The sequence below is a fragment of the Clostridium boliviensis genome (genome assembly GCF_033342255.1).
GTDB lineage: Bacteria > Bacillota > Clostridia > Lachnospirales > Lachnospiraceae > Lacrimispora > Lacrimispora boliviensis.
The window spans coordinates 45,225-69,328 of record NZ_JAWONS010000124.1 but is presented as its reverse complement, the minus strand read 5'-3'; the positions used below and the strand labels follow the sequence as shown (position 1 = coordinate 69,328).

At 39.6% G+C, this 24,104-nt stretch carries 21 protein-coding genes and 1 pseudogene; all 22 read left to right on the top strand.

The features are described from left to right. Window positions 1–4: 4 nt before the first annotated feature. The 22 genes and pseudogenes from RZO55_RS08715 (at window position 5) to RZO55_RS08610 (ending at window position 24,066) form a co-directional block, all read left to right on the top strand. A complete protein-coding gene (locus tag RZO55_RS08715) occupies window positions 5–4,924 on the top strand; it encodes a DUF6531 domain-containing protein (RefSeq protein WP_318063890.1) in 4,920 nt (1,639 codons plus the stop codon). Between the two features lie 12 nt (window positions 4,925–4,936). Next, a complete protein-coding gene (locus RZO55_RS08710; RefSeq protein ID WP_318063889.1) occupies window positions 4,937–5,683 on the top strand; it encodes a hypothetical protein in 747 nt (248 codons plus the stop codon). Between the two features lie 316 nt (window positions 5,684–5,999). Further along, window positions 6,000–6,533 (top strand): hypothetical protein, encoded by a 534-nt coding sequence (locus tag RZO55_RS08705; RefSeq protein ID WP_318063888.1) that lies wholly within the window; start codon window positions 6,000–6,002, stop codon window positions 6,531–6,533. Window positions 6,534–6,774: 241 nt separating this feature from the next. Then, complete coding sequence (locus tag RZO55_RS08700) at window positions 6,775–7,548, top strand: hypothetical protein (RefSeq protein ID WP_318063887.1); 774 nt, start codon at window positions 6,775–6,777, stop codon at window positions 7,546–7,548. A 70-nt stretch (window positions 7,549–7,618) separates the two neighbouring features. After that, complete coding sequence (locus tag RZO55_RS08695) at window positions 7,619–8,404, top strand: lipocalin/fatty acid-binding family protein (protein ID WP_318063886.1); 786 nt, start codon at window positions 7,619–7,621, stop codon at window positions 8,402–8,404. Window positions 8,405–8,481: 77 nt separating this feature from the next. Beyond that, window positions 8,482–9,228, top strand: a complete 747-nt coding sequence (locus RZO55_RS08690) for a hypothetical protein (protein ID WP_318063885.1) — start codon at window positions 8,482–8,484, stop codon at window positions 9,226–9,228. A gap of 642 nt (window positions 9,229–9,870) precedes the next feature. Next, on the top strand, window positions 9,871–10,398 hold the full coding sequence (locus tag RZO55_RS08685; protein ID WP_318063884.1) for a hypothetical protein: 528 nt from the start codon (window positions 9,871–9,873) through the stop codon (window positions 10,396–10,398). A gap of 55 nt (window positions 10,399–10,453) precedes the next feature. Then, window positions 10,454–11,125: pseudogene (locus RZO55_RS08680) on the top strand (DUF4314 domain-containing protein); the annotation flags it as partial. 165 nt (window positions 11,126–11,290) lie between these two features. After that, window positions 11,291–11,494, top strand: a complete 204-nt coding sequence (locus RZO55_RS08675; protein WP_318063883.1) for a hypothetical protein — start codon at window positions 11,291–11,293, stop codon at window positions 11,492–11,494. Between the two features lie 4 nt (window positions 11,495–11,498). Then, window positions 11,499–12,431 carry a DNA adenine methylase gene (locus RZO55_RS08670; protein ID WP_318063882.1) on the top strand — a complete coding sequence of 311 codons (933 nt, stop codon included), beginning with the start codon at window positions 11,499–11,501 and terminating at the stop codon, window positions 12,429–12,431. Window positions 12,432–12,473: 42 nt separating this feature from the next. Further along, window positions 12,474–12,908, top strand: coding sequence for a hypothetical protein (locus RZO55_RS08665; protein WP_318063914.1), 435 nt, complete (start codon window positions 12,474–12,476; stop codon window positions 12,906–12,908). Next, window positions 12,905–13,189: an AbrB family transcriptional regulator gene (locus tag RZO55_RS08660; RefSeq protein WP_312501481.1), complete on the top strand. Its 285-nt coding sequence runs from the start codon at window positions 12,905–12,907 to the stop codon at window positions 13,187–13,189. The genes RZO55_RS08665 and RZO55_RS08660 overlap by 4 nt, the downstream gene beginning before the upstream one ends. Window positions 13,190–13,192: 3 nt before the next feature. Further along, entirely contained in the window at window positions 13,193–13,780 is a 588-nt protein-coding gene (locus RZO55_RS08655; protein WP_318063881.1) for a hypothetical protein, read from the top strand. Between the two features lie 51 nt (window positions 13,781–13,831). Continuing rightward, entirely contained in the window at window positions 13,832–17,875 is a 4,044-nt protein-coding gene (locus tag RZO55_RS08650; protein WP_318063880.1) for an S-layer homology domain-containing protein, read from the top strand. A 10-nt stretch (window positions 17,876–17,885) separates the two neighbouring features. Further along, on the top strand, window positions 17,886–18,452 hold the full coding sequence (locus tag RZO55_RS08645) for a YodL domain-containing protein (RefSeq protein ID WP_318063879.1): 567 nt from the start codon (window positions 17,886–17,888) through the stop codon (window positions 18,450–18,452). A 112-nt stretch (window positions 18,453–18,564) separates the two neighbouring features. After that, the gene (locus RZO55_RS08640; protein WP_318063878.1) at window positions 18,565–18,909 is read left to right on the top strand and encodes a SpoVG family protein; all 345 of its coding nucleotides are present in this window, start codon (window positions 18,565–18,567) and stop codon (window positions 18,907–18,909) included. A 53-nt stretch (window positions 18,910–18,962) separates the two neighbouring features. After that, complete coding sequence (locus RZO55_RS08635) at window positions 18,963–19,253, top strand: DUF6133 family protein (protein ID WP_318063877.1); 291 nt, start codon at window positions 18,963–18,965, stop codon at window positions 19,251–19,253. A 445-nt stretch (window positions 19,254–19,698) separates the two neighbouring features. Continuing rightward, the gene (locus RZO55_RS08630) at window positions 19,699–20,214 is read left to right on the top strand and encodes a site-specific integrase (protein ID WP_318063876.1); all 516 of its coding nucleotides are present in this window, start codon (window positions 19,699–19,701) and stop codon (window positions 20,212–20,214) included. A 137-nt stretch (window positions 20,215–20,351) separates the two neighbouring features. Next, on the top strand, window positions 20,352–20,495 hold the full coding sequence (locus RZO55_RS08625; protein ID WP_318063875.1) for a hypothetical protein: 144 nt from the start codon (window positions 20,352–20,354) through the stop codon (window positions 20,493–20,495). Beyond that, window positions 20,455–20,946 carry a DUF6262 family protein gene (locus tag RZO55_RS08620; RefSeq protein ID WP_318063874.1) on the top strand — a complete coding sequence of 164 codons (492 nt, stop codon included), beginning with the start codon at window positions 20,455–20,457 and terminating at the stop codon, window positions 20,944–20,946. Before RZO55_RS08625 ends, RZO55_RS08620 begins: the two co-directional genes overlap by 41 nt. A gap of 185 nt (window positions 20,947–21,131) precedes the next feature. After that, the gene (locus tag RZO55_RS08615; protein ID WP_318063873.1) at window positions 21,132–21,533 is read left to right on the top strand and encodes an RloB family protein; all 402 of its coding nucleotides are present in this window, start codon (window positions 21,132–21,134) and stop codon (window positions 21,531–21,533) included. Further along, window positions 21,517–24,066: an AAA family ATPase gene (locus RZO55_RS08610; protein WP_318063872.1), complete on the top strand. Its 2,550-nt coding sequence runs from the start codon at window positions 21,517–21,519 to the stop codon at window positions 24,064–24,066. The genes RZO55_RS08615 and RZO55_RS08610 overlap by 17 nt, the downstream gene beginning before the upstream one ends. Window positions 24,067–24,104: the final 38 nt, after the last annotated feature.

The following is a 24,104-nucleotide window of genomic DNA, read 5'->3' as shown; positions in this document are numbered from 1 at the left end:
GAAAATGAATGATTCCTATTTAGTGAAAGGTGCAAAAATTAAATGTACATGTGGTTCACAAGTAGGGGAACTGAAAGTGGAAAATAAGAATGTCTGCCTGCTTAAAGTACCAATTGCAACCGTAGATGATTGTGAGGTTGATAAAAATATTCCAAGGTTTGGGATTTGCTCTGTTACCGGGAAGCCTTGTGTTCCAATGATACTTGGAAAATGGCTTTGCCCCCATGAACAGACAAAAATAAATGGAGCCAGTGCCATAACAACGGAATCTGCACTTGTTTGTGGTAAAGGGGGAATCATTCTTTCAGAGACCAATGGACAGGAAGCAATCATGAAGATTTTAAAGAAAGCAGAAAAGAGTCTTAAAAATCTTTTGGGTTTAGGCTGTTCCCCTTTCAGCGGAGATCCGGTTAATTTAATGACCGGAAATTATGTATTGCAGGCTGACGATCTTCATATTGTAGGAAATTATCCCCTGTCCTTCATTCGAACTTATAATTCTCTGTCAGATGAAAATACAGTATGCGGAAACCGTTGGAGTCATAATCATCAGGTTTACTTAATTGATCATCATAAGACCATTGAGATACATACAGGGGATGGAGGACAGGTACGAACCTTTGAAAGGACGGACGCAGGAGAGTATACAACAAATGAGCTGGCAAAAGAATCTTTACGTCTTTCTATGGAAGGTTATATTTATAAAAACATTCAAAATCAGACTTTTCTTTTTAATAAAGATGGATTATGCAAAGAGATAAAAGATAAAAATGAGAATTTTACGGCATATACATACACAAATAACCTTCTGACAAAAGTCCAGAATTCAGCAGGCTACTTATTGTTTTCTTATAATAATGATGGGAAATTAGAATGTGTGAGTGATCATTCCGGGAGGTCTGTTACATTTGAATATAGCAATGGCAATTTAATCAAAGCGGCTAATCTGCTGGGTGGTTTTAAGAAATATACTTACGATGAAAATAACCTCTTAATTGAAGAAATAACGCCATATGGCGTAAAAAAAGTAGTCAACGAGTTTGATCAAGATGGGCGTGCAGTCAAACAGTTATTTCCGGACGGCGGAACCATGGAATATCAATATGATGACGACAGAACTGTATTTGTTGATCAGAATAAAAATAAAATCCGATTTTACAGGGATAAATGGCAGCGCGATTGCAGAACTACTTCTCAAGATGGACAGATAGAAAAGAGATTTAATGAGAAACATCAATTAACAGAAATTACGGATAATAACGGAAATAAAACATCATATGATTATGATGGTGAAGGAAATATGTCATTAATCAAGGATGCTGCGGGTAATGAGACCAAAATAGAATATGACAGATTGAAGCATCCTGTTAAATTAATATATCCAGATGGTACTTTTATCAAGACCCATTATGATCAAAAAGGACAGGTGATTCAAAATATTGATCAGCTGGGGCGGATGTTTCAGTATCAGTATCATTCCAACGGTATGATAAAGACGATTGTTCATCCGGATGCCTCCGAAATGAATGTCGAATTTGATGACAGAGGCAATATTATTGAAGTGGCAAATCCTTTTGGCTCAAAAGTCAAATACGGATATGACCAGTTAAATCGTGTTACTGCAACAATAGATGGAAATGGGAATAGAACTCAATATGAGTATAATCAAAATAACGATATTGTTGAGATGAAAGATGCATTGGGATTCAGTAAAAAATACATCTACAATTATAATGGAAAAATAACGGAAATTATAGATCAGAATGGCAATTCTACAACATGGAAATACAATGACATTAACTGCCCTGTCAAAAAGACAGATCCACAGGGGCGTGAAACAATTCGTCAGTATGATCTGATGTGGAATGTCAGCCAGTACACAGAAGCAAATGGCGCAGTGACAAAATATTTGTATAATAAATCTAACCGCCTTGAGAAAGTCATAGCTCCAGAAGGAGGAGAAACGTCCTATCAGTACGACGGAAATGGAAACCGGGTAAAAACAATTTTACCGGATGGCTCAAGTATACTTTATCATTATGATGCACTCAATCGTATGATACAAATCGATTATCCAAATGAAACTTCCTCTTATTTCCAATATGATTTTTTGGGTAAGATAATCAGGGTAATTGATCCAATGGGTGGAGAATACTGCATGGAATATGATGCTGCAGGGCAAAAAATAAAGCAGACAGATCCATCTGGAAAGAACAGCCGTTTTGAATATAATGAATTAGGTTTGATTACTAAGGTGGTAGAACCTCTGAATCGTATTACTGAGTATGAATACTTTCCAGGCGGCAGATTGAAATATAAAAAATTCCCTGATGGCAGTGAACTGCATTATTCTTACGATTCCAATGGCAATCTTATCGCAAAGCAGGATCATACCGGCTATCAGGTAACATTTACCTATGATGCCCTAAACAGGATTTCTATCATTTCAAACAGCCTGGGACAAAGCAAAGCCTATACTTATGATGGGGTAGGAAACATCTTGTCAGTCAAAAATAATAAAGGAATTGTTACGGATTATGAATATACAAAAAGCGGAGCACTGCAGGCAGTCATTGACCCAACCGGACTGAAAACTCTTTACAGCTATGACGAAGTGGACCGAATTGTTTCTGTAAAACAGATTGCACCACTGACTTTAGAGGAAGAGCTGGAAGAGGCAAGGAATATAAATAAGCAAAAGGAGCTTTTACTGGTACGTTATAAGCGGAATTTAGAAGGCGAGGTAAAATGCTCCGAAAATGCTGCCGGTTTTAAGGAAGAATATCAAAGAGACTATTTTGGGAGAATTCTAACCTACACGGATCAGGAAGACAAGGAAACGCATTATACCTATGATCCATCTGGAAATATAAGCAGTATTATGTTTCCAGACGGAAAAAAAGTTATGATGGAATATAATGCATTAAATCAGCTGGTCCAGCTAAAAGACTGGCTGGGCAGTACAATAATAAAACGCAGCAGCTCCGGAATGCCTGATTACATAACTGATCATCAAGGTAATACAATACAGTATGATTGGAATATTTATGGGAACAGAACAAGAATTACTTATCCGGATGGACAAGATATTGAGTATGAATATGATGATGCCAGCCAAAAGATTAAGAAAATACAATGGGCTGATCAGTTTGTTGAATATCATTATAATGAAGCAGGCTTCTTATCTTCCAAAAAATATAGTAATAAGCAGGAATCTCGCTATGGATATGATTCAATTGGTAAGCTGAAGTATCTTAATCATTCTTATCATAACGGATTTTTAAACTATCAATATGAATACGATTCCGATGGATTGCCAGTAAATATAAACAGGATTTCAGAAGAGGGGGAGGAGCATCTTAGATATCATTATGATAATTTGAATCGTTTGACTGAAGTTTGTAACGGAATCAATACTGTAAGAAAATATGAATATGATTTGTTTGGAAATCGTAGCTTTAAGAAAGAAAATGGAATTGATACAGAGTATCATTATAATGAATTGAATCAGTTAATCAGAGAAGAAACAGGAGATTTAGTCAGAAGTTATGAATATGACAAAAGAGGGAATATACACTGTTGTTATGAAAATGAGGAAATACGAGATAATTACTTTTATAATGAAAGAAATCAATTAGAACAAATCATGAAGCAAAACGGCATAGAGATATCCTATCTTTATGACGGTTTCGGGCAGCGTACAGTGAAACAGCGAAAAGAGCATGTGGAATCTGATTTTTATGGTGATCAAAAGCCTGATGTATCCAGTGTAGAATTTATTATTGATTATACAAGGGGTAATCATAATCTAATTGGGGAGAGATGTGATAATATCTCAAAGAGTTATATCTGGGAATCGCAAAGTCATCAACTGGTCGGATTGATAGAAGACGAGAAAAACTTCTTTTATCAAAATGATTCGTTAGGAACACCGATGCGGTTATTGGGTCAAACGGGTACTGTGAGGTCAAGATATGATTATGATGAATTTGGAAAGCATAGTAGAAAAGCTTCAGGCGAATCCTATTTCGGTTTTACCGGCTACTATTACGAAGATGAAACAGAACTTTACTATGCGGGGGAGCGATATTATAATTCTAATATAGGACTCTTTTATGGGCTTGATTCCGTGAAGGGGAATACCTGTAAGCCTATGACTCTGCATCCTTACCTGTATTGTTTGAATAATCCATTGTTATTCATTGATCCGGATGGTGCAGAACCTGGTGCAATTGACCATGAAGATGGGACAGAAGCACATCAATTATTGGAGGCGTATTTTGAGTATTATTATGAGGGTTTACCATATGTAGCTGAAACCGAAGTATTTATACCTGGCGGAAATCCTAAAGCAAAATCAACTAATGGTAGATGCGACATGTTATTAAGGTATCAAGACCAGGTAGAGTTGTATGAAATCAAACCTGGAAGTCATGCAAAACCAACGTCTCATATGAATGATTTGAAACAAACTGATGGATATATAGCTGGCTTAAAAGATATGTATCCTAGGTATACGGTTTCTCTTGGTACAACATTTAATCCAGACCAACTATATATACCAAGTGAACGATATCCGGATTATTATTATAAATTTCACACTTACTATACCAAGGGTTATTCAAAAAGCTTAAATGGAAAAGAAATTAATAACACTTATACGGGATTTATTTATTGGAATTACGTAAAAAAAGATGAAGAGAAAGATAAACACAGATATATCTGGATTCCAAACCAAAATAACAACTCAGACTCTGGAAGTAATGATAAGAAAAATGATAACGTGATACAATTTCCTGATGTAAAAGGAGAAGATGTAGCTGCAGCAGCAATTATTGGTGGTGTGGCATATGGAATATGGTGGTTAATTAAGGGTGGAGTAACATTCTCTACAGGTATTCCTCTGTTAGCCTGCCCATTTTAAAGGAGGATTATTGTGCAAAAAGGAAAAATAATTAGAGAAATCATTGGAAAAGTATTGGAACCAGAGGGATTTGTTTTTGATAAAGAGATAGAAAAGTGGGGGTTTCTAAAGGAATTTAAAAATAGTAAAGGTGAGATTGCAAGACAAACTATAGCATTTTATTTTAGTAATTATAAAAGAAAGTTATTTATGGTTATAAGTTGCTTTTCTGGAGACTTTGATAGCTATAGGATAAATCGATTTGTCCCAGGCTGTAAAAATGATGGGATTGAATACTCCAAAGATGAAGAGTTTGAGAAAGTGATTGAAACTTATGCTGATATTTTAAAACAATACGGATTGGATTTCTTAAAGAAAATCGCTGAGCCTCCGAAAGAAAATGATTATTTTAGGCAGGAGGATTATAATAAGCTTTTTCAGGAACATGAGACTTTAGCGCAAAAATTTATAACAGAACAGCAGATAAATTTTGATTGTATCACAATAGAAGATGCAGTAGTGTTAATGAAGAATATGTTAACAGAGAAATTGTCGAAACCATTTGAGGATTGTCGGGATCCTTTTCTAGAAATGGCGGCATTTTATGAATGTGTTGTTAGAAAAACCTATCCATGTAAATGGATAATGAAGGATATGAAAACGCACATTATCTGCAAATTAGAAATTGACTCTAAACTAAAACTCCCAATATTTGTGCCTAATGAGATTTATTTGGCATGGAAAAATGGCGTAGATCAATTGAATTCTCTCATAATCTGATAATAATTATTTTGCTTTGAAAGATTTTATTAGGCTAAGCGCAAGACAAACTATAGCATTTTATTACAGCAAAATTTATATGAATATAAACTGCTTTTTCGGAGTTGTTAGTAATTATAAGACAATTAAGTTAGTTCCAGGTTGAATCAGTAATGGGATTGATAATCCCAAAATGAAGTGTTTCATGAAGTGATTAAAGATTATGCCTATAAACTAATACAGTCTGGATTAGATAATTTATTGAAAATCGCTGAGCTTGAATATACCGATTCAATTTTAAAGTTGAGAAAGAAATTAAATCTGATGGAGGAATATAATGGGTCTTTATCTGCAAACAGCTATTGTCTTAAATTGTAAAAAAAACAAAGTAATAGAAGCAGTTAAAAAAGCAGAGAGTATACCTTATGCACAAGTGGAAGCAGAGGATTGCCAGTTTAAGGAAATTAACAATGGAGTGATAATTTTATTTAATGATTATTGCCATGGATTTAAGCCACTTGTAAAAGAACTCTCAATTGAATTAAAGCAGCCGGTAATGTTACTTTATATTGATGATGGAGATTATTGGGGCTACTATTTTTATGAAAACGGCATTAAATTCGACAGTTTTAGTCCGTGGCCTGATTATTATGAGGAAATATCAGGGGAACGGCGGAAAGAACTTGCTGGTCAAAGCAAAATAATATCAAAGTATTTTAATATAAAAGAAGAAAAGTTTATAAAATACTTAGTAACTTGGGAACTTGGGGGTCTTAAAACGAAAGCTTATGAAAACGATGAATTTAAATATGGTGATTGTTGGCAAATGGTAGATTTTATGAGAGAGATCGGTTACCCATTCTCGTTTTAAAGGAGAATTTTGTGCATTTTAATTGTCAGCTAAAGTCTTCTACACAATAAAAACAACGCTAAAAAGGGAGTACGTTCTGAGGCAGTCCCTCAAAAATACTAGTTCGCAGCAGGCTGTCCTTCAGAAGCAGAATAGTCTAGGTCGCTGTATTCTGTAATATCCGGATCATCCTCTTTCATTAGAAATTGATTAGGCAAGAATATATGATGTAGACGGGCAAGTGTAAGGAAAGGCAAAATTCATGAAAAAAAGAGATATTATTAAAGAGATAATTGGAGAAGTATTGGAGCCGGAAGGATTTGCGTTTGGTGAAGATGCAGATAGTTGTTGGTTTATAAAGGAGTTCAAAAATAGTAAGGGAGAAATATCAAGACAAGTTATTAATTTTTACAGTAGTAGGTGGGAAAAAAAACTATTTATAGATATTAACTGTTTTTCAGGGATTTTTAGTAGTTATCGAATAGATAATTTTGTTCCGGATTGCATGGACGATGGACTAAAATATTCCACAACAGGAGATTATAAGCAAGCAGTTGAAATTTATGCAGAAATTCTGAAAAAATATGGTTTGGATTTTTTAAAGAAGATTGCAGAGCCACCAAAAGAAAATGATTATTTTAGGGAAGAAGATTATTATAAGCTGTTTGAGAAGCATGAATTGCTGGCTCTTAGGTTTATGAAGGAACAGCAAATAAAGATAGAAAATATCACAATAAAAGAAGTTGTAGAATTAATAAAAGATATGTTATTAAAACAACAAGGGAAGACATTTGATGATTGCCGGGAATTGTTTTTAGAAATGGCTGCTTTTTATGGTTGTGTGGTAAGAAAAGACTACCCATACAAGTGGTTAATGAGTGATGTAAGAACCCATAAAGTATGTACATTAGAAATTGATCCTAAACAAGCACCGTCATGGTTTGCCATAACTAGAAAAATATCATTATTTATCACTAATGATATTCATTTGGCTTGGAAAAATGGTGTAGAGAAATTGGATTCTTTGATTCTTTGATGGCTTTATTAAACTTTATACCCGTTATTTAGTATGAGAATATGATGTAGACGGGCAGCAAGTGTAAGGAATGGCAAAATTCATGAAAAAAAGAGATATTATTAAAGAGATAATTGGAGAAGTATTGGATCCGGAAGGATTTGCGTTTGGTGAAGATGCAGATAGTTGTTGGTTTATAAAGGAATTTAAAAATAGTAAGGGTGAAATAGCCAGGCAGGTTATTGATTTTTACAATAGTAGGTGGAAAAAAAAACTGTTTTTGAACATTAACTGTTTTTCAGGTAAATTTTGTAGTTATAGAATTAGTGATTTTGTGCCGGGGTGTTCGGACAATGGATTTATGTATTCCACCATTCTAGATTACAAACAGGCAGTTGAAACTTATGCAGATATTTTGATAAAACATGGTTTGGATTTTTTGAAAAAAATTGCTGAACCACCAATAGAGAATGATTATTTTAGAGAAGAAGATTATTATAGGTTATATAATGAATATGAATCACTAACTCAAAGGTTTATAACAGAACAACAGATAGACATGGGATGTATATCAATAAAGGAAGCAGTAGAATTGTTTAAAGATATACTATCAAGACAACAAGGAAAGACATTTGATGATTGCCGGGAGTTGTTTTTAGAGATGTCTGCCTTTTATGGAAACCTGATAAAAAGAACATATCCATATGAGTGGATAATGAAGGATATTAGAACACACAAAGTTTGTAAACTAGAAATTAATTTTAAACTGGCGCCTTCGTGGCTTGTGATTACAAGAAAATCTTCATTGCTTGTAACCAGTTGCATTCACATAGCCTGGAGGGATGGCATTGATAAGCTCGATACACTATTAATCTGATAATGGTAATTTGACAAAGTCAGTTAAATAATCTGTTATTTCCCTACTAACCTGTTCATATTAAAACGGAGATCATAATGCAGAAAGGAAAAATAATTAAAGAAATCATTGGAAAAGTATTAGAACCAGAGGGGTTTGTTTTTGATAAAGAGATAGAAAAGTGGGGGTTTCTAAAGGAATTTAAAAATAGTAAAAGTGAGATAGCAAGACAAACTGTAGCGTTTTATTTCAGTAATTATAAAAGAAAAATATTTATGGTTATAAGCTGTTTTTCAGGAGGATTTGATAGTTATAGGATAAACCGATTTGTTCCAGGCTGTATAGATGATGGGATTGAATATTCCAAAGATAAAGAGTTTAAGAAAGTGATTGAAACTTATGCAGATATTTTAAAACAATACGGATTAGATTTTTTAAAGAAAATTGCTGAACCCCAAAAAAGTGATTATTTCAGGCAGGAGGATTATAATAAACTATTTGATGATAATGAATCATTAGCTCAAAAATTTATAATAGAACAGCAGATAAATTTAGAACATATCACAATTGCAGATGCGGTAAAGCTAATGAAAGATATGTTAACAGAGAAACAGTCGAGACGATTTGAGGATTGTCGAGAGTTTTTTTTAGAAATGGCGGCATTTTATGGTTGTGTGGTAATAAAAACCTATCCATGTAAGTGGGTAATGGAGGATTTTAAGACCCATGCTGTATGTACGCTTGAAATTGAATCTGAAATAACAAAATCATTATTTGTAACTAAAGAGATCTATTTTGCATGGAAAAAGAGTGTGGACAGACTGGATTCATTAATAATTTCTTAATTGTAGAAATAACACCATATGGCGTAAAAAACAGATGGATATATTATTTTTTTGGAACTATGTAAAAAAAGGCTGAGGATAAAAATAAATATAGACAAACCTGGTATTCCTACCGTAGCCTGCCCCTTTTAAAGGAAGATTATTGTGGAAAAAGGAAAAATAATTAAAGGAATCATTGGAAAAGTAATGGAACCAGAGGGATTTGTATACGATAAGGATACTGTTGCTCCTGTTTTTATCCGTAGCTTGTAGTTGGGGAGAGGCTATGCTTAACCGAGAGGATGAGATTGACAGAAGGATTCTCAACATGATTTCAGAGCAAAAAGCGAAAATTATTGATTACAGCATAGAACAACGCAAGAAACTGGTGGAGTGACAGGAGCTGGGACGTAAGGAACAGCAGTTTTTAGGAATGAAGTTTCTACTGCGAAGTAAAACTTATGGTTTAATTTTGCATATAAAGACCGGTCACTTGATAAAAACAAAGATATAAAAATAGGGAGTATTTTTTGTTAAACAGAAGATACTCCCATTTTTTTATACCCCTTTATTATGACCTTTAAATAAATACTTGTGAGGGATAACAATTCATATCCTTTTTTGGTATCTTGTGTGATTAGAAAAGTGAAAGGAGCAACGCCAATGAACAGAAAAGAAAATGGAATCACAAATCCCCGCTTTACTTTGCGGCCGGCCTCTTCTGGTGAGACAAATCTTTTTTATGCCTTATCCAAGGATCTGGATGAAAAGCTTGGAACTGTCGGTCACTTGCGTATTGATTTTGGCAGTAACGGTCATGAGTTCTGGCATACCTGGTGGCCACGTGATTATGAAAGACCATATAGCTCTGCTTTTGAATCTGATTTAAAAATGGTGGTGGATGCTCTCCGGGATGATGGACCTCTGGAAAGTTTCAGTGCCATGCAGCAATATTGTGCCGGACACAGCGGAAAGATCGAGGGCGGATGGCAGCAGAATTACGGTTATGTCATAGAAACGGAGCATTACCGCTACTGTCTGCGCTGCAATCCTGCCTTCGGGGATTACCAGGCATACTTAACGGTATATGGCCTGCAGGTACAGCAGATGAACTTAAAACAGGAAGCTGCTGTGCCGAATGAAACGGCAGAGCAAATCAATGAGCATGAAATTAAGATGGGAGGAATGTAACATGATGAAACATCCAGAATGGCTTAAATTTATGAAGGAATAGTATCCACCTGGTACGAGAATTCGGCTTATCGAAATGAATGATCCATATTCTCCTGTGTCACCCGGCACTGAAGGAACAGTCAATTTTATTGATGACCAATGTCAGCTCCACGTGGATTGGGATAACGGACGCACTATTGCTCTTATTCCTGGTGAGGATCGGTTTTGTGTGATTCCAAAGCAGCTTTATACATTGAAGTTATATATGCCACTTACCGTCACACTCTATGAGAAAAACGAATGGGGAGATACGGAGAATGAACCGGTGGTGCTTGATAACCGAACTGCACTTGCTCATGAAAATGATATAGTTGCCGCTCTTTTGAAGGCGCGGATGCCACAGGAAGCAGAGCGCGGTCTCATGGAATATTACGATGAGGATGACAGTATCAACAGAAATATCCAGTCCTATGTCTTTACGGTAGAACCAGTTAACGGCAAATTGATGGGAGTAGCTGAGTGTCGGGTACATGGTGAACTGACTGCCGAGGAACTTGACCTGTTTAAGGAGTCAATCATTGGTCAGGCTGCAGATGGGTTCGGCGAAGGTTTTGAGCAGAGGCCGATTAAAACTTCGGCTGGAGAAATCTATGTTAGTTTATGGAACGGTGGAAGTAGCTGGAGTATAATGACGAAGGAAGAACTGGAACAGGGACAACAGATGGGTGGTATGCAGCTAGGATAATCAGTCTCACATCGAAATAATAATATAATTTGCGTTCTTTGTTTTCATTGGAAACTAAGAGACGCTCTTTTTTTTACAACCTAATAACAAAATAATTAAAAATAGGTGCAGTCTTTGAAAAAAAGATGGTGCCTTTTTTATTTTCAGCGAAAGGAGTGCAAAAATATGAATCAAAATACAAAACCAACAGAAAGAAAAGGTGCGGGAGCAATCAGTTTACCCAAACGCTATGGTGTCTCACTGCCACAGGATCTCTCACGCTGTGATGGCTGCCCATACCCCCATGTCGGTTTCATTTGCTGGAGTCCGGATGGAACCTGTATGAAAACGGATGTTGATGCGATCAACCGCCGCAGCAAGGGTAGGTGAATAAATGAACAGCATCATCAGCTGGGTGGGCGGAAAGAAGGCGTTGAGAGAGTTGATTTATCAGCGAATGCCCAAGGAGTTCGGACGTTACATTGAGGTTTTCGGCGGTGGTGGCTGGGTGCTGTTTGGGCGTCCCATGGATACTGCCATGGAGGTGTATAACGATTTCAACTCCGACCTGGCAAATTTATTCAAGTGTGCAAAGGAGCAGACTCTTGACCTGGTTCGGGAGCTGAACTTTTTGCCGCTGAACAGCCGAGATGAATTTAGTGTACTGCGCAGGTATCTCTCAAAGAAGGAATTCACCAGCGAGTATCTTTCAAAGGAGCTGGATCTTGCTGAGCGTCACCTACCTCCACCTGATTATGAGGACATACAGCAGATTCTAACGGAGCAAGCGGTAATGAATGACGTCAAGCGTGCCGCTGCATTTTTTAAGCTCATTCGCTACAGCTACGGAAGCGGCTGTACCAGCTTTGGCTGTCAGCCTTTCGATATTCGAAAGACCTTCCATCTGCTATGGCAGGCCAACCTTCGTTTAAGGGACACAGTCATTGAAAACAAGGACTTTGAAGATCTCATCCGGCAGTACGACCGGGAGAATGCCTTCATTTACTGTGACCCTCCTTACTACCAGACAGAAGGACATTATGCGGTAGAGTTCAGAAAGGAAGATCATTATCGCTTGCGGGATACGCTGACAGTCTGCAAGGGTAAGTTTTTGGTCAGCTACAATGACTGCGAATTTATCCGGGAACTGTACCAGGGCTTTCACATTGAAGCAGTCAGCCGTCTAAATAATCTGGCACAGAGATATGACAACGGAAGTGAATACGCGGAGGTATTCATCTCCAACTATGACACCGGGGAACGGTTGAGGGATAGGCCAATACAAATGAATCTTTTTGATCCTGAACTTTTTTTCAGTGAGTCTTAACCGGAAAAAACAAATATGAAGGAGAAACTTATTTTGAAAATTATGAAAACAAAAGCGGCAGTCGACCACCACGGGCTTCTGACTATTCCTGTGATTCCTGCCGGACTTAACCCTGGTGAACAGGTTGAAGTGGTGCTTGCATCCAGTGGAGATGAAGCAGCTCCACTTCTTTTACTTACGCAGGCAGGGATTGAAGTTGCCATACCACTGTGCGCTCTGCCGGAGGAGGTTACGCTGGATGAGAAGGATGAACCAGAGGATGAGGACGGTCTGAATCTTCCCGGAGAGGTGCTGGAGGGGGCGGGGATTTCTGCAGACAGTGATTTGGAAATCATCTGCGGCGATGGTGCGATTGTTATTTTAGCCTCGGATATTTTAAAACGTCTGCCGGAGGAACTAGCGGGGCTCTTTCAGGAGCTTGGAATTCACCCCGATACCATTCGGGAGGTAATGAGGAAGGAAGGATACTATTTATGAATTCAAAAAAAACATACCGAATTATTGACTGCAAGGGCCGTGTACTGATTCCAAAGGAGATGCGATCCGCGTCTGGATTGGACTATGGCGATATCGTAAAGATGAATGTCCGACAGGGTGCAGTCAGTATTCAAAAGGTGGAGCTCATCGAGGTGGGAGATCAGTCCCCGGAAGCGGTGGAAGCCTTCGTCCGTGCAGCCATTAAGCAAATGCCGGACGGCACACGTCTTGGACTGATCGGTGAATTGACTGAGCTTCTTAAGCAGCGGAAGGAGGACTAAGCTATGGAAGAAAATATGCTTTTTACCCCTCTGGATTGCCGGCAGATTGGATATGACTTTTCTATTGCCGGCAAGGTTGTCATACTTTGCGCCTCTTCTCTGCCTGAAAATGATAGAAGTGCGGAGAATCAGCTGTATTTTTGTACCGGAGGTTTCGGCAGCAAGCCCAATCCCAGCGGACGGGCGGTTTTTGCCGTGTCTCTGGAAAACGGGGAGCAAACGCGCTGGAACCGCAGCGATATCATGGGCATTGCAAAGCCGGAAATTCTCACAGACCATGCCAGGCTCCAGCTTAGTCAGATACGCCCGGCAGGAGCGCTGGATTTAAAAAGCCATCAACCGCAATACAGTGGCTATTGTTTTCTGCCAGATGGTCGCTACACCTCCGGCGTATGGCTTTGCAGCCAAAAGGAAATGCAGGAATTTGTTGAAATGCAGATGGATTACCAGCATAGAATTATGATCTGCGACCGGAATGACTTCTGCGTATTTGAGATGCAGGAGGGAAAGCTCCTTTATCCAACGCAGGAAATGCTGGAAGCACATCAAAAGGAACAGGAGCAAAATGGCGGCATGGAGTTTAAGCTATGAAGATTACATACTTAAATGCTTTTATCAAAAAAATGAAAGGAAGGTACTCTCATGACAGATAAAAAAAAGAAGAGGGTCGGCGTGCTTGCCATCCTCCTTCTATTCCTGCTGCTTGGCGGCGGTTTTTTTATTTATACCCAGGAGCGTCCGGAATTGTTTATACCGAAGGATGAAGTTATTACCCGCGGTGAATTTGCCGCAATTTTAGTACGAGACATTCCGTTGGATACGACGGATGCAAAAATGGATACAGCCAACTTCCCGGATACCCGCGGTCACTGGTCGGAGAAGTATATTGAGGCACTCATCAATGCGGGAATCATTGATCCTGCTGATTATCCGGATGGCTTTAAACCAGATGAACCAATTACCCGTGCAGAGATTATCAAGATGCTGGTGCGTATCAGCGGAAGGGATGAGGAAGCCAAGAATACCAAAGGTCACAGTGGATATGACGATGACAAGGATATCAAAAATGGTGATAAGGGCTACGTCATTATCGGCAGGGAGGATAACATTATTGGAGATGAGGATGGCGGCAAATTGAAGCCGAATAAACCAATCACCAAGGGGGAAGCAGAAAAAATGATTGATAAGACAAAGCCGCTGCCTATTCCAACCTCTGAAATACCCAAACCAACTCCAGAGCCCACTACGCCTGTTCCAGTGGAGTCAACGCCAATGCCGGTGGAGCCTACGCCAGAGAAGCCTACACCTACACCAAAACCCGGACGGGATTCGGATGACCACGGTGATTCCGGCGGTGGCTCCTATTCCTATCCAGATACGCAGGTGCGCTTTGAATTTCCCGTCACCGCTCATACCGATACTGAAATTAAAATCATGCCGGTATGGAAATACATGGAGAGCTTTTCCTGGTCATTGACGAAAACCACTGCAGATGGCTCCGAACAGCCAATGGAGCTTGCAGGTATCGGCACTCTCGGTCTGGAGGGAGGAACGCTCCAATTTAGGGAGCCAGGAAAATACACCCTGACCGCAGCTGCAAAAAGTATCAGAGGAATAGAAACTCTGCTGGCTAAAACAGTGACCATTTACCCGACGATTTACCTGACCTTTGCCCTGCCTGATACGACTCATACAGACAAATCCGTTACGCTGGACTATTCGTTGGAAGCACTCTATGGATATGACATTGTGTGGACGGCAGAAAAGGACGGAGAAGCGGTTCAGCCAGCCGATATTCTGGACGGTACTCTCTCTAATGAGGGAGGCAGCTTTGTCTTTAAAAGCAAGGGCACATACACCCTAACTGCAACGATCATGGATGAAACCGGGCGCATCTTTATCCATACGGAAAGAACAAGAGTCTATCCTGTCGCGGAGATTGCATTCACGCTTCCAGAAGCGTCTCACACCGATACCGCCTTGGAAGTTACTGCAGCACAAACGAATGCAGATGGATTACCTGTGGTCTGGAGCTTAATGAAAAACGGCGGATCGGCTGAAATCAAAGACGAGCTGGAAGGTTCCCTGACCAATGCGGGTGGAAAGATTCGATTTAAGGACAAGGGCGTGTATCGGATCACCGGAACGCTAACTGATGAAACCGGCAGAGTCTTTGAGGCTTCGCAAACCATTATTATTTACCCGGTAGGCTCCGTAGGTTTTTACCTGCCAGATATTACGCACACGGACAAGAGTGTTCAGGTAGAAGCTACATTCCAGAATCTTGGGACTTCTGAAATCCAGTGGTCACTGACCCGAAACGGTGAAGACATCCCTCTTTCTGATTATATTGAAGGAACGCTGACCGATAAAAACAGTACTGTCCGCTTTAAGAAAAAGGGAGATTATGTTTTAAAAGCTGCCTTTACAGACCCTGCCGGACGCAGCTACAGCTATACCTCACCCATTAAGGTTTATCCGGTTCCAAGTATTACCTACCAGCTGCCGGAAACAGCCCATACGGATACCCCCGTTTCTGTGATTCCCAAAACCATAGATTTGGATGGTTTAACTGTGGAATGGCTGTTAGAGAATAGCTTTGGATTCCAGAATCTTGCGACTTATCTTGATGATGAGCTGACAAATAACGGCGGAACCATCCGCTTTAAGCACGCCGGAGTTTATGAGCTCATTGCAAGAATCACCGATGAAACCGGGCGTGTATTCCTGTATGAAACTGGAGGGAAAATTGAAGTACTTCCGGTACTGTCTCTTTCCTTTGAACTTCAGGAAGCGACTCACACCGACCGAACGATTGACCTGCGCACTCGCGGTAACAATAACACACTGCCGATAGAATGGACGCTCACAAAGGATGGAAATCCTGCGGAACTTACCAATGCGCTGGAGGGCAGCCTGAATGCCTATGGCGGGAAAATCTGTTTTAAAGAAGTGGGAACTTATACCCTGACAGCTTCTATAACGGACGCATTGGGGCGGATATTTTCCTACAGTGCAAGTACTACAGTCTATCCAGTTCCTGCGATTACGCTAAATGTACCTCTCGTCTGGTATACAGGTGAAGCTGGAACAGTCACCGTCAGCGGTACGGACCTGGAGAATCTCACTGCCAGCTGGAAGATTATTCAGGACGAAGGAGGGGTGGAGCCTTATGGAGTCTACGCCTCCGGAACCCTTACCAGAATGGGCGGAACAATTACATTCCCTGCAAAGGGGAAGTATCAGCTGATTTTGACAATGACAGATCCTGCCAGCCGTACCTACGAAAGAACCCAAAGCTTTACCGTATACCCAATCCCTGATATGAACATAAATATTCCAGCATTGACCTACAGCGGAGATTCTATAGCGGTCGATGCCACAGGTTCCGAGCTGGATAATATGAGTATAGCATGGCTCCTTTCAGTGGATGGCGGGGCAGCAAAGCCCTATACCCAGCATGCTGAGGGCTCTCTTTCTACTGATGGCGGGAATCTGCGTATCTCTACAGACAAAACAATAGCTGTAAAGCTGATGGCAGAGGTAACTGATTCCAACAGTCGGAACTTCACCTTTACTTCCAATACCGGAACCATCAAGCCCATTGCCAGATTCCCGTTTACGGTTCCATCTAACGTTCACATTGGTTCCAGTTTTCAAGTATTCCTGCCGTCAGCTACCGGACTGGACGGTAGAATCCTTTCTTGGTCATTAACAAAAGGAGGCAGTACCGCCAGCTATACCGGAAGCCTATCTAACAGCGGCGGTAATATTTCTATCAATGTCACAGGAAGCTATATCCTGACAGCCAGCACTACTGACAGCATGGGCCGAACCTTCAGCTATTCCCAGAGCTTTGCGGTCACTAATAATGCGCCGAACAAGCCTGTAGGATATGCCTCAGTCTATAGAACTGCTCGGAGCGGTAAGCTGTTGGTAAACATTACAGCATCAGCAACAGACCCGGATGGTGATGCAGTAACGCTGGAATACTCCGGTAACACTGCTGATAGCTACTATGCTGTGGGTACCCATACCGTTAGGGTTCGTGCCAAAGATGCATGGGGGCTGTATTCCGACTGGATGGATATTACCTTTACCGTAACCAATTCTGCACCCAGCACTCCAGTCATTACCCGAACACCAAACGGAAACAGTATAGCCCCTGGTGTTCCTGTCACCATTACTGCTTACAGCACAGACCCGGATGGTGATGCCATTACCTATATTTGGGAGGGACGCCCTGCTGAAACCAGCATAGCGTATCCGCTGGGCAAAAATGTGGTGCGGGTAAAAGCAGTGGATTCCACCGGAGCCGAATCCTCCTGGGCAGCCATTGTATTCTTTGTAGCTGACCCAAACCGCGGTGGAGGTATGACCCTGACCGGTCCGGAGTCAGTGATTTTAGAGCAGGGTATTTCCGGTGCAACCATCACCAATTATACCTTTACTGTGCCGCCGGTATCAGGGCATTCCGGCAATGACTATGGCCGTGTCCGAGGCTACAACATCCTGACCCGGCAGTGGGATCAGCTGGATTACGGAACAACCACCAACGGCATTACCTTCAGCCGTTCACTTTCACCCGGCATCTACAGTCAGCTGGAATTTTACTACTACACAAATCACAATTGCATGTACAACAAGAGCAATATTACCTACAGTGTTGAGTTTTACTTCCAGTAAGGAGGTATCTATGGAAGCAATCCAAATCAAAAAGAACCGCATCCTCTACTATGGAAACACTGCGGGGTACCTTGATGCCAAGAGGAATACGGCCATTGTTGATCCCATGTTTGAAAATGATGAGCTGAAATCCTATTTATCCAACGTCAGAGGACTTGATATCCAATGGATACTCGGCACCTTTGACTGTCTGGCGGTAGGAACGCCCGATTCGGATGGAAACCTTCAGGTACTGAAAAAATGCAGGGTGTATCAGCTAACGCCGGATACCAACGTGATTATGAAATTCATTGGTTATGATGATTTTAAGAAACGCTTCGGGGAACCGGACCCGGCAAGCTATCAGGTAGTATATGACAGCGAGGTGGAAACCAACGATCTGGAGGTGCTCTATACCAAATTTAATCTGGAGCATCTGAACGGCTATAGAGGGCACAGCCTTTCTATGTCAGATGTGATAGAGCTTTATGATGCTTCCGGCAGCACATTTCACTACGTCGACCGCTTCGGGTTCCGGGAGATAACATTTCAGGAACCGGAACTAGAACAGATGCAAGGTCCGCAAATGAATATGTAACCTAACATGCAGCCAAAAGGCTGTTTTTTTCATTTCAAATAATAGGAGGATATTGACCATGAGTAGAAACCAGGCAGTGCCCAAAACTCCTCAGTAGATTCAGCCACTGCCCATGAAGGTAGATGTAAAAATCGGCTCTATTCGTCCGGAGGACAATATACGAGCCATTGCATCCGTTAACTTAAATGACTGCTTTGCCATCCGTAACGTGAAGGTCATGAACAGCACCAAAGGTCTGTTTGTTGCCATGCCAAGATACAAGACTGGCAACGGCGAATACAAAGATATCTGCTTTCCGGTTACGAAAGTATTTCGGGAACAATTAAATCAGGCAGTTCTTCAGGCTTACGAACATGTTCTAACACAAAACCATGAACAAAACCAGCGGAAAGCGGAGATGCCCACTTCTGACCAAATGCCAGAACAGAATACTGGCATACAAATGACAGGGCTTTAAGGTTCAACGTTTTTTCATCTGATATTAAATAATTATTTTGGAGGGAAATTGTCATGAGAAATCCATTAAATAAGGTAAGATACAAAATGTCAAGTATTTCTATAACTATTGAAAGAAAGCTGGTATCTCTTTTTGACAAAACAAAAGACACTCTGACTGTTTCAAACGCATGGAAGCTTCTTAACTCCCAGCGTGGGGAAGGTTTTGTGGATACTGCTATCAAAATTTTAATTTCTGTAGTCATTGGTGCGTTGGTGTTGTCGGGACTCTATGCCCTGTTTGGAGAGACGGTATTGCCGACTCTGAAAGAGCGCATTGTAGATATGTTCAACTACGGTGGATAAGTGAAATTGTTTTCCGTGATATAATTTTTCTGTGTAATAAAGCACAGAAAGGATAAAAACATGGAAAAACGATTTCAAGTAAAAAGGTTTCTGTTTGAAACCTCAATGGATGTGGCGGTTTGTAGGTTCATGCTGACAGACCGCATCCTTCCCTTGCTAGTGCCCAACCAGTATATCGAAATGAAAAGTGTCAACAAGTTTGGTACAGGCAAAAATCGTGCGTATTTTTCAACTTCCTGCATGAAAAATACCAAGCGGAATATGACACAGCGACAAACAGACAGGTGCTAGCTTGTAGACTATCCCATCTATGGAGATAGGGAGAATCTTAAGATACTGAATCCACAGGAGAGTCTCTGATTCAGTACAATGACCAGCTATGTGAGTGCCATTACTGACTTTTATCGTTGGCTTGATCAGACCTATAGCAGTGAAATGGTGTTTTATGAGGGAGAACGAAGATGCAGGACGCAATCCTATTTTTATAGACAAATCTATTCATACAAGTATAAAGCCCTACAATGGGAAATATGTGGTTTTTATTCTGACATGGAAGCAGAATGGCGGAAATATGGAGCCAATCCTTCGCTCAATTCACATAGAAGATACGGGGGATTGCCGGATACCTTCTGAATTGCTTTGGAAACAACAGACAGCGGCTATGGAGTTGCAGGAATATCTGCCAGAGGAAAAGAGGGGCAATCTTTTTGTTTACCGCAGGGTATTGCACTACAAGAAAGGCGGCACTTCTTGTCCGGGTAGAATTCAAACTGTCTTTCAGAGCGTGGTAGAGTATCACTTTAAACGAATCTGCAAGCAGTACAATATCTGGGATGAAAGCGGAAAGATTTACAACCTGACCTTCCATCAATTTCGGCATAATGGCATTACTGTCAGGCTGGAGGCGGGCTTTACGCTGGAGCAGATAGCCGATATGAAAGGCCATCACGGAACGCTATGATATGGAATTCCTATGCCCACCATGACTTGAAGCCTAAGACCATCCTGTAAAAGCAGAAGTATGTGCTGGTTGAGCCTGCATCTAATGAAATTCCGTACATTCTCTTTGGCGGACGGATTTTGGGCATGGAGGAAGTGATGGAAAAAAGACTGCTGAAAAATCTTCGTGACCGCAGGGCTTTGGGTGGAATCTGCAGCGATGTTACCGACTGTAAAAGTGATATGTGGGATTGCGTGGAGTGTGAACATTTCATACCGGACAGAACTGCTTTCCTATTTTAAGGAGCAGGCTGATTCGTGGAGGACAAAGGCAGACCTTTTTTCAGAATTTCCGGTCATTCATGCCAATGCACTGAGAAATGCAGGGGTGTTTGAACGTACCGCAGCCAAACTGACAGGGGTGAGAATATTGAATAACAAAGTGCCAAAGGAACTTCAGGCAAAGCAGGAACAGCAGCGTCAAATCACAATAAACACCGTGTTGGGGGCGATTTCGGAATTGAGAGCCGAAGGCCATCAATTGACGATTAAAAATTTAATGGAGTATTCAGGGCTTTCGCGATCCGTCTTTGTCAAGAAGCATATCCGGGATGTTTTGGTCAGTCAAGGAATTGCGACAGAAAAGGAAAGCGGGTCGTCTCAGATAAAGAGTAAAGCCTCTTACGGGTATGCGCTGAAACAAAAGCTTGAGAAGAGGAACGACAGATTTTTCTGCTTAAGGAAGAAAGAATGAATGCGAATTGCTGCAAGGCAGATTGTTTTTCTTGATGCATAGTCAGTGGTCGGAGTAAGTAAACATATGTAATAAAATAAATAAATGGATTTTAGATAAAAATCACCATCTAATAAAATATAAAATTAGATAATGATTTTTATTTAAAATAAGATATAATATAATTAGGAAGATTCAATAGAAAGTTGGGAACAAGAGTCCCCGAACTTGGATATTATCTGATTGTGACAGATACGGATAAAACAGAGATGAATTACTTTGAGGGTCTAAGGGACAGTATACCGGCAGAACCGAAAGACCGTCTTGTGATAAAGGTTGAAAAGGCTAAGACTGTGGAACTTGTAGAACGTGTGTTGGAGCTTACCAATAAGGAACCGCAGTACCGAGTTCCCTGGATTGTCTTTAATAGAGATCAGGTGAAGGATTTTGGAGAAGAAGGAAAGGCGATTCAGATAGCGGAACGATGCTATAAGAAGTGTGTGGATGATGGGAAGGAAAAGCCATCGGAGATGTGGCCGGCCTGTATGGTGCAGCGGTTGGTGGAAGAGATACAGGAGAAAGTAGGGGAGAATGAAACAGGTACATGAATATATAGAAGAATGGTGTGGAAACGATAGTATTAAAAAGTATTTAGCAAATGTTATTCTTGCAAAGCAGGAAATAAATTTGGAAGAAATTATTGACAATATATTTGATATTTACAGAAACAAAAAAGATATTACTATAGTTGAACACGACAATGGGAAGAGCAGTCCATTACAATTATGTATTAACAATGTTAAAAGACCCCAAAATATAGGAGCGCTTTGCGATGAAACCGAATTTGAACTTGGGAAAAAATTGAATGTTTTTTATGGGGAAAATGGTTCCGGTAAATCCACATATGTAAAAATATTCAGAAAATTGTCGGAAAATTATTTTACTAATGCGAAGGATCTCAGTTTAAAAACCAATATATATAAAGAAAAAAACGAGAATCTGCAAAGTTTTTGTATCAGCTATCAAAATGGAGATAGTAAAGTATCCGAAGAAGATGTGGATATTAATGCGTACCACCGGGAATTATCTAAAATTAACGTTTTTGATTCGGATTCCTTGCAGCCGCTCTTAAATAAGGATTTGTCTTTCAGCATATTGCCAAAAGGATTGGATAATTTTGTGAAATTGACAGAACTGCTTGGTAATATAAAAAAGCAGATTTCAGAAAGGATACTGGTTTTAGAAAATGAAATGTCTGGTGTTTTTCAAGATAGTATGTACAAAGAAGTAATTGAAAAGATCAATGAAATAGCCGAAAAGGCAACGACAGAAAGTGATGTGATTGATTTCTTAAATAAGCAGTATACATTAAAAGAAAATTTACAGTTAGAAATCGAGAATAAACAGTTGTCGATATCTCAAATGAAAACGACAAATCAGGCCAATTTAATACAGATATTGAATGCTCAACAAATAAAATTGTCAGAATTATCAAATGCTTTCAAAAGTATTGAAAAAGACTTTTCAAATGAGAAAATATGCAATGTAGTAAAATTACAAGAGCAGTATAATAGATTGATGAGCGAAGAAAAAACTGAAAATGAAAGGTTAGCTACACAAGTCAATAATATTACTATTAATTCAGAATGGAATAGTTTTATAAAAGTAGCGCAAAAGTATTATAATTCTCAGAAACAAACTTTGCCTACAAGTGGGAATAGATGCATATTATGTGGCCGACAGATAGAGCAAGAACAGGAGGCCTTTATAAAGTTTTGCTTTAAACATTTGGAAGGTAGTGTAAATAGTCTGAAAAGCAAACTGGAAGGGGACATTAAGAGAGAGATTCCAACGGATAAGCATTTGAGGTTATCTGAAGCAGACAAACAATTATTTGATCAAGATAGAGCAATCCTTCTAAGTAAAATTGAAGCCATATTGGAATTGATTGAAAAGAACATCACTTTATTTAGAAATTGTGTAGACAATAATAAGGAGGTCCCGAATAGCTGTAAGATTGATTTTTCTGGTTTGATATTAGAGCTTGAAAAGGCGCATATGGAAGTGTCAGAGCGGTTAAATCTGTTGAGTAAGTCCAATGGCGAAATATTAGATAATATCAAAAAGCAAGAAAATGAATTAAGAGAATTGGAGAATGCCTGCTTATTATATGAGTCTCAATTAAAATTCAAACAGCTGTTTGACTGTCGGAACAAGAAAAAAGAATATGGCGAAATACAAAAGAAAATGAGAACAACTGAGCTTACAACAAAGTCACAAGAGGCTTTTAATGACCTAATTGGAAGTAATTATCAAAAGATATTCGAGGAATATTGTGTACGTTTAGGAATTAAAAATGTCAGTGTAAAACTTACTCCTAAAAGGGGAGAAACAAAAAGAAGTAAATATCTGGTTTCAGAAAACAATGCAATAACTGATATTATGAGCGAAGGGGAGCAAAAGGCCATAGCCTTGGCAGAATTTTCTTCGGACTTAAAAATCAGAGAAAATATGTGTACGGTGCTTTTTGATGACCCGGTCACTTCTTTTGATTATAAAAGAGCAGAAATTATAGCAGAAATCATATATGAAATTTCAAAAGAGAGACAGGTTGTTGTTTTTACACATAACATAATGTTTTACTATAAAATTTATTCGCTAATTGAAAAGGAAAAGGATAAAGAGAATAGACTTTTTAAAGTGGATGAGTTTGATAGAGACAATAAGGGCGTGATAAGCCATACGGATTCGGGCAGGCTTGAAAATTTAAAGGATGTCACGAATAGAATAACTAATAGCAATCAAATCATCAATAGTAAGAAGTGTATGGGCGATGAGTTAGAACGAAATTTGCAAATTACATATTCGGATATTAGGACTTGGTGTGAGCTGATTGTGGAGGAGGGATTTTTGCGCGGTATTATCAGACGGTATGAACCTAACGTGAGGTTTACAATGGTACCGAAAATAAATCCGGATTTCGTCGGTGAATTACCAAAAGTGCATTCATTATATGAAAAAGCGTGCAGATATATGACGGGACATAGCCAACCTGTAGAAACATTAAATACAAAACCAACCAGAGAAGAATTTAAAGAAGATTTTGTTTGCATTACAGAAATTTACGAGAAATTCCATTGAAATATATTTTGACTTGTAAAAGAAATATCAGATATATA